This window comes from Microbacterium sp. NPDC089698 (assembly GCF_044749045.1).
Classification (GTDB): domain Bacteria; phylum Actinomycetota; class Actinomycetes; order Actinomycetales; family Microbacteriaceae; genus Microbacterium.
On the sequence record NZ_JBIVHE010000001.1, the window covers coordinates 517,529 to 529,890 of the forward strand.

11 protein-coding genes are annotated in these 12,362 nt (G+C 71.5%); 3 read left to right on the top strand and 8 right to left on the bottom strand.

The window, feature by feature from the left end; translation table 11 throughout:
• Positions 1–185: 185 nt before the first annotated feature.
• From ACIPY5_RS02510 to ACIPY5_RS02540, 7 genes are all read right to left on the bottom strand, one after another.
• Positions 186–1,664: an aldehyde dehydrogenase family protein gene (locus tag ACIPY5_RS02510; RefSeq protein WP_309357417.1), complete on the bottom strand. Its 1,479-nt coding sequence runs from the start codon at positions 1,662–1,664 to the stop codon at positions 186–188.
• A 9-nt stretch (positions 1,665–1,673) separates the two neighbouring features.
• On the bottom strand, positions 1,674–2,675 hold the full coding sequence (locus ACIPY5_RS02515; protein WP_400966276.1) for a proline racemase family protein: 1,002 nt from the start codon (positions 2,673–2,675) through the stop codon (positions 1,674–1,676).
• 55 nt (positions 2,676–2,730) lie between these two features.
• Positions 2,731–3,663, bottom strand: coding sequence for a dihydrodipicolinate synthase family protein (locus ACIPY5_RS02520; protein WP_400966279.1), 933 nt, complete (start codon positions 3,661–3,663; stop codon positions 2,731–2,733).
• 164 nt (positions 3,664–3,827) lie between these two features.
• Complete coding sequence (locus ACIPY5_RS02525; RefSeq protein ID WP_400966281.1) at positions 3,828–5,186, bottom strand: FAD-dependent oxidoreductase; 1,359 nt, start codon at positions 5,184–5,186, stop codon at positions 3,828–3,830.
• Positions 5,183–5,428: a (2Fe-2S)-binding protein gene (locus ACIPY5_RS02530; protein WP_400966284.1), complete on the bottom strand. Its 246-nt coding sequence runs from the start codon at positions 5,426–5,428 to the stop codon at positions 5,183–5,185. The genes ACIPY5_RS02525 and ACIPY5_RS02530 overlap by 4 nt, the downstream gene beginning before the upstream one ends.
• The gene (locus tag ACIPY5_RS02535) at positions 5,425–6,627 is read right to left on the bottom strand and encodes an NAD(P)/FAD-dependent oxidoreductase (protein ID WP_400966287.1); all 1,203 of its coding nucleotides are present in this window, start codon (positions 6,625–6,627) and stop codon (positions 5,425–5,427) included. The genes ACIPY5_RS02530 and ACIPY5_RS02535 overlap by 4 nt, the downstream gene beginning before the upstream one ends.
• A 117-nt stretch (positions 6,628–6,744) precedes the next feature.
• Positions 6,745–7,407 carry a GntR family transcriptional regulator gene (locus tag ACIPY5_RS02540; protein ID WP_400966290.1) on the bottom strand — a complete coding sequence of 221 codons (663 nt, stop codon included), beginning with the start codon at positions 7,405–7,407 and terminating at the stop codon, positions 6,745–6,747.
• A gap of 92 nt (positions 7,408–7,499) precedes the next feature.
• Here ACIPY5_RS02540 and ACIPY5_RS02545 point away from each other — a divergent pair, with 92 nt between their 5' ends.
• A complete protein-coding gene (locus ACIPY5_RS02545; RefSeq protein ID WP_309357410.1) occupies positions 7,500–8,639 on the top strand; it encodes a glutamate--cysteine ligase in 1,140 nt (379 codons plus the stop codon).
• 54 nt (positions 8,640–8,693) lie between these two features.
• Here ACIPY5_RS02545 and ACIPY5_RS02550 read toward each other — a convergent pair whose 3' ends face one another.
• Entirely contained in the window at positions 8,694–9,656 is a 963-nt protein-coding gene (locus ACIPY5_RS02550; RefSeq protein WP_400966294.1) for a sugar-binding transcriptional regulator, read from the bottom strand.
• 108 nt (positions 9,657–9,764) lie between these two features.
• On the opposite strand from ACIPY5_RS02550, the gene ACIPY5_RS02555 reads away from it, so the two are divergent.
• The gene (locus ACIPY5_RS02555) at positions 9,765–11,474 is read left to right on the top strand and encodes an FAD-dependent oxidoreductase (RefSeq protein WP_400966297.1); all 1,710 of its coding nucleotides are present in this window, start codon (positions 9,765–9,767) and stop codon (positions 11,472–11,474) included.
• 86 nt (positions 11,475–11,560) lie between these two features.
• A complete protein-coding gene (locus ACIPY5_RS02560) occupies positions 11,561–12,334 on the top strand; it encodes an MIP/aquaporin family protein (protein WP_400966300.1) in 774 nt (257 codons plus the stop codon).
• The last annotated feature ends 28 nt before the right edge of the window (positions 12,335–12,362 follow it).

Here is a 12,362-nt window from a genome sequence, read left to right on the forward strand (position 1 = left end):
CGCCCCCCCCCCCGCCCCACCCCCCCCCCCCCCCCACCCCCCCCCCCCCACCCCCCCCCCCCCCCCCCCCCCCCCACCCCCCCCCCCCCACCCCCCCCCACCCCCCCCCCCCCCCCCCCCCCCCCCCCCCCCCCCCGCCCGCCCCCCCCCCCCCCCCCCCCCCCCGCCTCTCTCATGCCGGCGGGTCAACGGGCGAAGGCGCCCCACTCGGTCGAGCGTCCGGCCTCGCTGCGCTTCTGCGGGACGCCCCAGGGGTTGTCATCGCGCAGGGGCGCAGGCAGAAGCTCCTGCGGCGCGTTCTGATACGCCACGCCGCGCAGGAACCGGGTGATGCCCGCGGTGCCCACGCTCGTCGCATCGGTCGTGGTCGCCGGGTACGGGCCGCCGTGCTGCATCGCCGGCGTGACCGCGACGCCGGTCGGCCAGCCGCCGAACAGCACGCGACCGCTCGTCGCGGCCAGGGTGTCGACCAGTGCGTCCAGGGAGCCGTCGGCGAGCTCCGCCGGGCGAGCGTGCACGGTCGAGGTGAGGTTGCCGGGGAACAGCTCCTCATGAGCTGCGGGAAGCTCCTCCGGAACCGCGTATCGCACGATGACGGACAACGGCCCGAACGACTCCTCGAGCAGCTCCTCCCGGTGCGCGCGGAGCGTCTCGAGCCCCACCGCGACGACCGTCGGCGTGGCATGTCGCTGACCGCCCTCGTCTTCGCGGATCTCCCCTTCGGCGAGAACGGTCACGCCCTCGGCGCCGAGCACCGCGGACCTGCGCTCCTCGAACGCCCGCCCGATCCCCGGGTTCAGCAGGCGGTGCTCCGCGACACCCGCGGCCGCCGAGCCGACCGCGGACAGATCGGCGTCCGCAGGGACGAACAGGAAGCCCGGCTTCGTGCACAACTGGCCCGCCGAGCCGGATACGGAGGAAACGAAGCCCTGGAGCAGCTCGGCATCGGCGTAGGTCGCGTACACGGGATTGACGCTGCCGAGCTCGCCGTAGAACGGGATCGGGCGCGGCCGGGACGCCGCGATGTCCGCGAGCAGGCGTCCGACATGCGTCGACCCTGTGAAGGCGCCGGCACGGATCCGCTCGTCCTGCAGCAGCGCGACGCCGTTCTGCTGACCTTCGATGAGCTGGAACACGTCGGCCGGCATTCCGGCGCCCACGAGCGCCTCCGCGACGATCGCGGCCGTGCGTCGGGACAGCTCGGGATGCCCGGAATGCGCCTTGACCACGACCGGGCAGCCCGCTGCCAGGGCCGCGGCGGAATCGCCGCCGGCGACCGAGAACGCGAACGGGAAGTTCGATGCCGCGAAGTTCAGCACCGGACCGACCGGTTCCAGCACGCGCCGCACGTCCGGGCGCGGACCGATCACGTACTCGGGATCCGCCGCGTCGATCCGGGCGTCGAGGTAGGCGCCGTCGACGATCGTGTCCGCGAACAGCCGCAGCTGCCAGGACGTGCGCTTCACCTCGCCCGTGAGCCGCGCCTCGGTGAGACCCGTCTCCCGCATCGCGATCGCGATGAGCTCCGCCGCATGGGCGTCGAGGGCGTCCGCGACTGCGACCAGGGCGGCGCCGCGGTCGGCCGGCGAAGTGGCGGCGAAGGGGCGGGCGGCCGCCGCGGCCCGCGCGGCGACATCGGACACGACGGTGGTGCTGTCAGTCATGCATCTCTCCTAGAAGACGAAGCCCTCGGGGAACGGGTCGTCCCCGTCGAGGATGTACTGGCCGAGCCCGGTCACCCAGGCGCGGCCGGTGATCGTGGGGATCACCGCGGGCCGGTCGCCCACGGTGGTCTCGCCGACGAGCCGCCCGGTGAACTCGGTTCCGATGAACGACTCGTTCACGAAGGGCGTCTCCAGCGCCAGCTCGCCGCGGGCGTGCAGCTCGGCCATGCGGGCGCTCGTCCCGGTTCCGCAGGGCGATCGGTCGAACCAGCCGGGATGGATGGCCATGGCATGCCGTGAGCGGACGGCGTCGGATCCGGGGGCGATGAACTCCACATGGTGCACGTGGTTCGCGCCCTCCAGAACGGGGTGCACGGGCGGCGCCTGCGTGTTGATCGCGTCCATGATCAGAAGGCCGGCGCGGACGATGTCGTCCTGGCGCGCGCGGTCGAACGGGAGTCCGACCTCGTCGAGGTCGACGAGCGCGTAGTAGTTGCCGCCGAACGCGACCGAGTACGTGATCTCGCCGATCCCGGGCACCTCGATCCGCTCGTCGAGGCGATCCACGAAACTGGGGACGTTCTCGATCGTGACGCCGACCGCACGCCCGTCCTGGACGGCGACCCTGGCGATCACGAGTCCCGCCGGGACATCCAGCCGGATCTCGGTCACCGGCTCCGTCAGCTCGACCATGCCGGTCTCGACCAGGACGGTGGCGACTCCGATCGTGCCGTGCCCGCACATCGGCAGGAACCCGGACGCCTCGATGAACACGACGCCCCAGTCCGCGTCGTCGCGCGCGGGCGGCTGCAGCAGCGCGCCCGACATCGACGCGTGCCCGCGCGGCTCGTTCATGAGGAATCCGCGCAGCCCGTCGAGATGCTCCATCGCGTACAGCCGCCGGTCGTTCATGGTCGCGCCGGGGATCCGGCCCACACCGCCCGTGACGACGCGGGTCGGCATCCCCTCGGTGTGCGAGTCGACCGCCTGGATCACCCGGCGCGCGCGCATCAGCGTGCTCCTGCCGGGCCGCCGCGCCAGTGTCCGACCTCGCACGCGCCTCGCATCAGGCGACCACCGCGGAGCGTGCGGCGAGGGCGGCGAGGGCGCGCTCGGTGTCGGCGGCGACCTGGGCGCGCTGCTCCGCGCTCAGCGGGCCGCGCGGCGGACGGGTGGGGCCGCCGTAGGAGTTGCCGCAGATGTCCATGGAGAGCTTGATCGCCTGCACGAACTCGGTCCGCGAGTCCCACCGGAACACCGCGACGAGCTGCTCGTACAGGGCCTTCGCCTCGTGCCACTTGCCCTCGGCGCAGAGGGTGTAGAGCTCGACGGCCTCGCGCGGGAAGGCGTTCGGGTAGCCGGCGAACCAGCCGACCGCGCCGTTCACCATGAGCTCGAAGAGCACATCGTCGGCACCGGCGATGATGTCGATGTCGCAGAGCTCCTTGATCTCGTAGACGCGGCGCACATCGCCGGAGAACTCCTTGATCGCCACGACCTCGGGGATCTGGGCGAGCTTCGCGACGAGCGACGGCACCAGGTCGACCTTGGTGTCGAAGGGGTTGTTGTAGGCCATGATCGGCAGGCCCGCCTTCGCGACCTCCTCGTAGTGCGCGACGACCTCGCCCTCGTTGGCGCGGTAGATCGTCGGCGGCAGCAGCAGCACGCCGTCCGCCCCGTCCTCGCGGGCGAGCTCCGCCCACTTCCGCGCCTGGTGGCTGCCCACGCCGTGCACGCCGGCGATCACGATGCCGCGACCGTCGACGGCGTCGACGGCGACCTGGATGACCTTGCGGCGCTCGTCGTCCGTGAGCGAGGAGTACTCCCCGAGCGAGCCGTTCGGACCGACGCCGCGGCAGCCGTTGGACATGAGGAAGTCCACGTGCTCGCCGAACTTGTCGTAGTCGACGGCGAGCCCGGCCGGCGCCGCGGAGTCCTCGGTGAACGCCAGCGTGGTCGCGACGACGACGCCGCCGAGGTCTATGGTCTGCTCAGTCATTGCGATGTCCATTCTCTCCGTTCCCGCGCCGCCATGGCCGGGTTCTCGTCTACGAGCCGCGTCCTGTCGCGACCCGCTCCGGGAAGTGATGCGCGACCTTCTCGTCGCCAGTAATACGTAACATATCACCCACTACTCTGGCCGGACAAGGTCTCGTTCGTGACTCAGCCCGCGGGATCGCGGCAGGTCGCCGCGAGCTCGCCGATCCGCACCGACGACAGCACGGGCCGGCGGTCGTAACCCACCGGGGAGCCGAGGATGTCCTCGACGCTGCGCCCGCACGAGCGCGCCTGGCACGCCCCCAGGCCCGCTCGCGTGGCGAGGCGCATCCCACGGGAGGATGCCGCGGCGTACTCGTCGAGCGCATCGCGCCGCACCGACTCGCAGCGGCAGACGATCGTCCGAGCGTCGAGCCATCCGGTCCAGCCGGATCCAATCCGGTGCGTCTCGAGTCGCGTGGCGAAAGCGCGCATGCGCCGGCGCGCGGCCAGCGGAGCGCGATAACGGATGTCGGCGGGAGCGACGCCCGCCGCGGCGAGACCGGCCACGGCACCCTCCGCGAGGGCCGCGTCGGCACCGCCGATCCCGGTGATCTCCCCCGCCGCATACACGTCCGGCACGCTCGTGTCCTGCGATGAGCCGACCCGCACGAACCGGTCGGGCCCGATCTCGCAGCCGGCCTGGATCGCAGCCTCGAGCCGGGGGGTGAAGCCGTGGCCGAGCGCGACCGCGTCGCATTCGACCGTGCGCTCGGAGCCGGGGATCGGGCGCCAATCGGCGTCGACGCGCTGCACGGTCACGGCCTCGACGGCCGAGTCGCCGTGGATGCGGGTGACCGCGGAGCCGAAGCGGTACGGCGTGCGGTCCGCGACGAGCGATCCGAGGTAGGAGGCGAGCTCTCCCGCCTTGCTCGTCGCGGCCGCGAGCTCCCATGGGCGCCGCCCCCAGCCGCGCGCGATGGACGCGACGCTCGCCGCCTCCGCGATCTCGGCGACCTCCCCGCCGACGCGGCCGATGCTCTGTGCGACGGGGAGGAGGAAGGGCCCTGCCCCGCCGACCACCGTGCGCGCTCCGAGCCGCACGCCGTCGCGCTTCGCGAGGGCTTGCGCCGCTCCGGCCGAGGTCACGCCGGGCAGCGTCCATCCCGGAACGGGGAGCACCCGGTCGTGCGCCCCCGTGGCGATCACGAGGGCGTCTGCCAGGACGGTCTCGCCCCGGCGTTGCGCAGCATCCGCCGGCCCGATCAGGGCGTGCACGCGCACGGGCGATCCCGGCTCGATCCGCCACACGGAGGCCGAGGACAGGACGCGCGCGTCCGCCAGAGCCTCCTGCAGTCGCCGGAAGCGCGCGGTCTGGTGCTGCAGGCGGGGATCGGTGAGCTCGGGATGGTGCCGCCAGAACTGCCCGCCGACGCGTTCGCCCTCGTCCAGGACCGTGACGTCCGCCCCCGCCTCGACCGCCGCCGCCGCGGCGGCGAGTCCCGCGGGACCCGCGCCGATCACCACGACGCGTCGTGCGCTCATGCCCGAACCTCCCGTTCCACGACGTCGCCGTCGCACGCCTCGCGCTGACAGGCGCGCACGCCCTCGACGCCGTTGACCGTGAGCACGCAGTCCTGGCAGATGCCCATCCCGCAGAAGATGCCGCGCTCGAAACCTGCCGCGGTGCGCCACGTGCGCCGGCCCGAGGACAGCAGGACGCCGGCGATCGTCTGCCCATCGCGTCCGGAGACGGCGACGCCGTCGACGGTGATCTGCACACTCATGCCGCACTCTCCCGTCCCGCCGTCGCGGCGTCCGCTCCTCGTCCGCCCGCTCCCTGCAGGCTCGCTCGCGAGGGCAGGAACGGCGTCGGATCCAGGGGAGCCGGCGTGCCCAGCACCGCATGCGCGATGAGCGCGCCCGTGGTCGGCGCGAGTCCGATGCCCGCGCCCTCGTGGCCGGCCGCATGGAAGAGTCCGGCGACGGTGGCATCCGCGCCGATCGCGGGGAGATGGTCGGGCGCGTAGGGACGGAAGCCGAAGTAGGTGCGCAGCAGCATCGTGTCGCGCAGGAAGGGGAACAGTCGCGACGCCTTCGCGGCGATCTCCGAGAGGGGCGCGAGCAGTCCCTCGCCCGAGAAGCCGACGCGCTCGCGGCTGGAGCCGATCAGGACCGTGCCGGACGGCGTGGACTCGACCACGGTCGAAGTCTGCAGCGCGGCATCGGCCGACCCCACCGCGCCCACGTAGTCGGCGTCGTACACCTTGTGGAACACGCGCTGCGGCATCGCCGCCGTCACGAGGATCGTGCCGCGGCGCGGCCGGATGTCCAGCGCGCTGCCGAACAGGGCCGCCGCCTCCCCCGCCCAGGGCCCCGCGCAGTTGACCACGGCATCGGCCTCCACGAGACCCCGCACGGTGCGCACCGCCGTCACCCGGCCCTGGGCGACGACGCCGGCCACGACCTCGTCGACGACCAGACGCGCGCCCTCGTGCACGGCGCGGGCCAGCATGGCCTGCGTCGCGAGGCTCGGCTGCACCTGCGCATCGTCCGGGTAGTGCACACCGAGCGCGATCTCCGGGCTCAGATGCGGTTCGGCGGCACGCAGCGCCCGTTCGCCGAGCGGTTCGGACCGGATGCCGATGCCGCCCTGCAAGGTGGCGAAGGTCCGCAGTGCATCCGCACCGCCGGGGAAGGCGACGACGATGCCGCCCTTCGCCTCGAACTCGGTCGCGGGCTGGCCGGGCACGCGCTCTGCGTCGAGCCTCTCCGCGAGCGCCCGCCACGCGCGGTTCGCCTCGATGGCGAGTTCCGCCTCGGCTCCCGGTTCCTTATCGGACACGAGGATGTTCCCCTCGCAACGGCTCGAGGTCTCCCCCGCGACCCCCGCACGGTCGATCACGATCACCTCGGCTCCCGCCTCGGCGAGTGCGAGCGCACAGGCCGCACCGACCGCTCCCGCGCCGATCACGACGACCCTCATCCACGCCTCCTGACGCGCGCATCCGCTCTTCGACGCACCGGTATCGGGCCCGCGGTCACGCTAATAACATGTGACATATTACTGAATCACGACGTCCACCGGAAGGGCGCCTTCGGCTCAGTGCTCCTCGCGCCCGCTCCACACGCCGCCGACGTGGCCCAGGTGCCGGCGCATCAGCGCCTCCGCGCCTTCGCCGTCACCGGCGGCCAGCAGATCGACGAGCTCCGCGTGCTCCAGTGCCGTGGGCACCAGCGCGTCGGCGTCCGCAAGGCGCACGAGCCCGACCAGGCGGGTCTGCTGCCGCAGCTCGCGCACCGTGTCGACCAGCTTCTGGTTCCCGGTCACGGCGAGCACGCGCAGGTGGAAGGCCGTGTCGGCTTCGAGGTACTCCTCGAAGCGACGGCTCCTCGCCGCCGCCACGATCCGGTCGGCGAGCTCGCGCAGCTCAGTCTCGAGCGCCGCCTCGATCGCCCCGGCGACCCGGCGCATGGGCGGGGCCTCGAGCAGCAGGCGAACCTCCGTGAGCTGCTGCAGCTCATCGGCCGAGACCTCGGTGACCTGGAATCCCCGATTGCGGATCGGGCGCAGGAACCCGCGGCGGGCGAGGTTGAGCATCGCCTCGCGCACGGGCGTGGCGCTCACGCCGAAGTCGCCGGCCAGAGTCGGTACCGTGAGCACATCCCCCGGAGGAGTCTCACCCGACACGATCCGCGCCGCGATCATGCGCTCGACCTGTTCCCTGAGACTCTCCGCAGGCACGAGGATGGATCCGGTGCTCATGCGCGGCACCCGTCGCAAAACGTCATACGGCACATGCTAGCGCCGCGCGTGCGATCATTGGCCGACGACCTCCCGCACCGAATCGAGGCCCTATGCCGATCGAGTTCGCCTCCTCGCCGCGTTCCACGGTCGGGCTGGAGTGGGAGCTCATGCTCGCCGATCCGGCCACCGGTGATCTCGTCGGCCGCGCCCCCGAGCTCCTGCATGACCTCGAAGGCGCCAGCGCCGAGGAAAGGCACACCGTCACGGGCGAGCTGCTGACGAACACGATCGAGGTCACGAGCGGCATCGGCTCCACGGTCTCCGCGGCGGTCGAGGACATCGCGGCCGCGATCGCGGCCGTCCGCGCCGCGACGGATCCGGCCGGCATCGAGCTGCTCTCCGCCGGCAGCCACCCGTTCGCGCAGTGGTTCGACCAGCAGGTCACCGACAAGACGCGCTATCACTCGCTCATCGAGAAGACCCAGTGGTGGGGTCGCAACATGATGATCTGGGGCATCCACGTGCACATCGGGGTCGAGGACCGCGACAAGGTGCTGCCGATCGTCGGTGCACTCACCTCGTACCTCCCGCACCTGCAGGCTCTCGCTGCGTCCAGCCCGTTCTGGGCCGGGGAGCGCACCGGCTACGCCTCCAACCGGGCGCTCGTGTTCCAGCAGCTGCCGACCGCGGGCCTGCCCTGGCCGCTGCCGGACTGGGCCTCCTACGAGGGCTACCTCGAGGACATGGTGCGCACGGGCGTGATGGCCGATGCCACCGAGGTGCGCTGGGACATCCGGCCCGCTCCACGCTGGGGGACGATCGAGGTGCGTGCCTGCGACGGCATGTCGACCCTGCGCGAGCTCGCCGCCGTGGCGGCCCTCACCCAGGTGCTGGTGGAGTCCTTCTCGCGCGACCTCGACGAGGGACGACCGCTCGCCGTGCTCGCGCCGTGGTTCCACCGCGAGAACAAGTGGCGCGCGGCGCGGTACGGACTCGACGCCGAGGTCATCGTCTCGGCCGACGGCACCCAGCGCTCGGTGCGGGAGCACCTCGCCGAGGAGCTCGAGCGGCTCTCCCCCATCGCCGCCGACCTGCAGTGCTCCGCGCAGTTCGGCGGAGTCGCCGACATCCTGCGGGACGGTGCCAGCTACGAGCGCCAGGTCGCGGTGGCCGATGCGACGGGGGGCGACCTGCACGAAGTGGTCGATCACCTGATCCGCGAATTCCGCTCCGGCCCCGAGACGCTCTGACACCTCCGCGGCCCGCCCCGCGCCTCGGAGGACGACCCAGGTCCGCCCGGAGGCTCAGCCTTCGACGAGCTGACGCGCGAGCCCCTCGTCCAGCACGACATCGGTGACGAGCTTCGCCCCGATCGCCGCCCGGAGCGAAGGCAGTTTCTGTGCGCCCGCGACCACGCAGAACCGCCGTGCGACGCGACGCAGCCGGTCCAGCCCCGGACCGGTCGCGCGCGCATTCAGAGCGATGTCCTTCCAGGTGCCGTCGGCGCGGAAGAACACGGTCGCCACGTCGCCGATCGCCCGGTCCTCGCGGAGGCTCCGGTAGTCGTCGCGGCCGAGGTAGCCGCCCACGTACACCCGGCTGGGGACCTCCGCGCTCGGGGAGCCGACGCTGAACACGGCGAGGTCCATCTTGGCCTGCAGGTCCAGCACGCGCAGGGTGCTGCGCTCGCGCCACATGGCCTCCCTCGTGCGGGGGTCGTCGAAGAACGCGGGCACCGGGAACTGCTGCACCTGCGCGCCGAAGGCGGATCCGAACCGCTGCAGGATCTCGCTCGAGTACTCCACGCCGCTGGTCAGGGTGTTGCCGGCGCCGTTCAACTGAACGATCGTGGTGCCGCGGGTCTCCTTCTGTCCGAGATCCCGGCTGACCGCGCTGATCGTCGATCCCCAGGCGAGGCCGACCACCATGTTCGAGTCGATGATCTGGGTGAGCAGGCGTCCGGCGGTGAGCGCGACGCGCTCCAGACGCTCGACCTCCGTGACGCTCTCCGGCATCGGCACGACGTGCGCGGTCACGTGCAGGCGGTCGTGCAGCTGCTGCTCGAGCTCCCCCGCGTGCTCGAGGGGCGAGTTGATCCTGATGTCGACCAGACCGACCTCGCGCGCATAGCTCAGCAGACGCGACACCGAGGAGCGGGACGTCTCCAGCTCTTCCGCGATGACGTCCATCGTCTTGTCCTGCAGGTAGTACAGCCGCGCCGCCGTGAGCGCGGCGACGGCCTTCGACTGGCGCTTCCGTTCATCCATTCCAGGCCCTCCGAGGATCGATCCGACCGATTCTTGCACATTCGTGCAGCCTGCTTGACCATACGGGCGGCTGGGGGAATGCTGTGAGAAATCCGGAAGGAGACGAAGATGACCGACCACGTCCACAACGCCGCAGAACGCCCCGAGGTGACCGAAGTCCGCGAGGCGGGCCGTACCACCGTGCTGGTGATCGGCGGCGGGATCAACGGGATCTCCACCTTCCGCGACCTCGCCCTGCAGGGAGTCGACGTGGTCCTCGTCGAGCGCGGCGACTTCGCCTCCGGCGCATCCTCCGCCTCGAGCCACATGATCCACGGCGGGATCCGCTACCTCGAGAACGGCGAGTTCCGCCTCGTCAAGGAGTCGGTCACCGAGCGCAACGGGCTGCTCAAGATTGCTCCGCACTACGTCAAGCCGCTCGAGACGACCATCCCGATCTACTCGACGTTCTCGGGCATCCTTTCGGCGCCGCTGCGCTTCCTCACGCACAAGTCGGGCAAGCCCCAGGAGCGCGGCGCGTTCCTCATCAAGATGGGCCTGACCATCTACGACACGTTCTCCCGCGATGGCGGGATGGTGCCGCGGCACAAGTTCCTCGGCCGCAAGAAGTCCCTCGCGGAGCTTCCCGCCATGGATCCACGGATCAAGTACACGGCGACCTACTACGACGCCTCCATGCACGACCCGGAGCGCCTGGCTCTCGACGTGCTGCAGGACGGTCGCGCCGCGCACCCCGGCGCCCGCGCGCTGAACTACGTCGAGGCGATCGGCCACGACGGCGACGCCGTGCTCGTGCGCGACCGCGAGAGCGGCACCGAGTTCGCGATCGCCGCCGACGTCGTCGTGAACACGTCCGGTCCCTGGACCGACCTCACGAACGAGGCCATGGGCGAGCTGACCCGCTTCATGGGCGGCACCAAGGGCTCGCACATCGTGCTGGACAACCCCGAGCTGCTCGCCGCCACCCGCGGGCGCGAGATCTTCTTCGAGCACTCCGACGGCCGCATCGTGCTGATCTACCCGCTCAAGGGCAAGGTCATGGTGGGCACCACCGACATCGACGCCGACCCGCGCGAGGTGCCGCTGTGCACCGAGGAGGAGATCGACTACTTCTTCGATCTCGTGCACCACGTCTTCCCCGACATCGCGGTGAACCGCGACCAGATCGTGTACCGCTTCAGCGGGATCCGCCCTCTCCCCCGACATGAGGACACGGCGCCGGGGTTCGTGTCGCGCGACTACCGCGTCGAGGTCGACAACAGCCGGGCCGTCCCGCACCTCAGCCTCGTCGGCGGCAAGTGGACCACGTTCCGCGCGCTCGGGGAGACGCTGTCCGACCGGATCCTGGAGCTGCTGGGCCGCACCCGCGTCGTCTCGACCCTCGGCCGCGCGATCGGCGGCGGCAAGGACTACCCGCAGAGCGACGCCGCGCGCGCCGCCTGGATCTCCGAGAACCTGCCCGGCGCCGGGGAGCGGGCCGAGCCTCTACTCAAGCGCTACGGCACCCGCGCCGCCGAGGTGTGGCAGTACGTCGAGCAGGGCCCCGATGCGCCTCTCGCCGGCGGCCAGCTCTCGACGCGCGAGCTCGAGTGGATGGTGCGGAACGAGCTCATCGTGCGCCTCGAAGACGTGATCCTGCGCCGCACGAGCCTCGCCTTCGCCGGCGATGTCACCGAGGAGATCCTCGAAGAGGTCGCCGAGGCGCTCGCGCCGCTCAAGGGCTGGGACCGCGCGCGCACCGCGCGTGAGATCGAGCTCACCCGCGAGCTGCTGAACACCCGGCACGGACTTTCCCTCGTCGCCCGCACCCGCGGGTAGCGAGATCCCACCGCCGCCCTTCTCGGCGTCTACTCGAACACCGCACCGGCAGAGGGGCCGGTGCTCTGCGAAAGGTCAATGGCGACATGCCTGATGTGAATATGGGCCTCTACTTCCTGTCCGAGCTGGTCGGCACGGCGATGCTGCTCCTGCTCGGCTGCGGCGTCGTGGCGAACGTCGCCCTCGTGAAGAACAAGGGCTTCAACGGCGGCTTCCTGATGGTCAACTGGGGATGGGGCCTGGCGGTCTTCGCCGGTGTTCTCGTCTCCGCCTACTCCGGCGCGATCCTGAACCCCGCGGTCGGCATCGGGCTGTTCGTGCAGCACCTGCTCGACCCGGCCAAGGGAATCGACTTCTCCCACTACGCGGTCGCCACGGCCGCCGAGCTGCTGGGTGCGATCCTCGGCGCCGTGCTCTGCTGGCTCGCCTACAAGCAGCACTTCGACGAGGAGCCGGAGCCCGCCAACAAGCTCGGCGTCTTCTCGACCGGTCCGGCGATCCGCTCCTACGGCTGGAACCTGGTCACCGAGATCATCGGCACCTTCGTCCTGGTGTTCGTGATCTTCGCGTTCGCGGACTACGGCGACGTCAAGATCGGCACCCCCGGCGGCCTCGGGGCGCTGTCGGCCCTTCCCGTCGCGCTGCTCGTGGTCGCGATCGGCGCCTCCCTCGGCGGACCGACCGGCTACGCGATCAACCCTGCCCGTGACCTCGGCCCGCGCATCGCGCACGCGATCCTCCCGATCAAGGGCAAGGGCTCGAGCGACTGGGCGTACTCCTGGGTGCCGGTCGTGGGTCCGCTCCTCGGCGGCACCATCGCCGCGCTGCTCTCGCCGGTGCTGCTGCACCTGGCCAAGTAACCCGAACCGCTATTCAAAGGAGAACTGC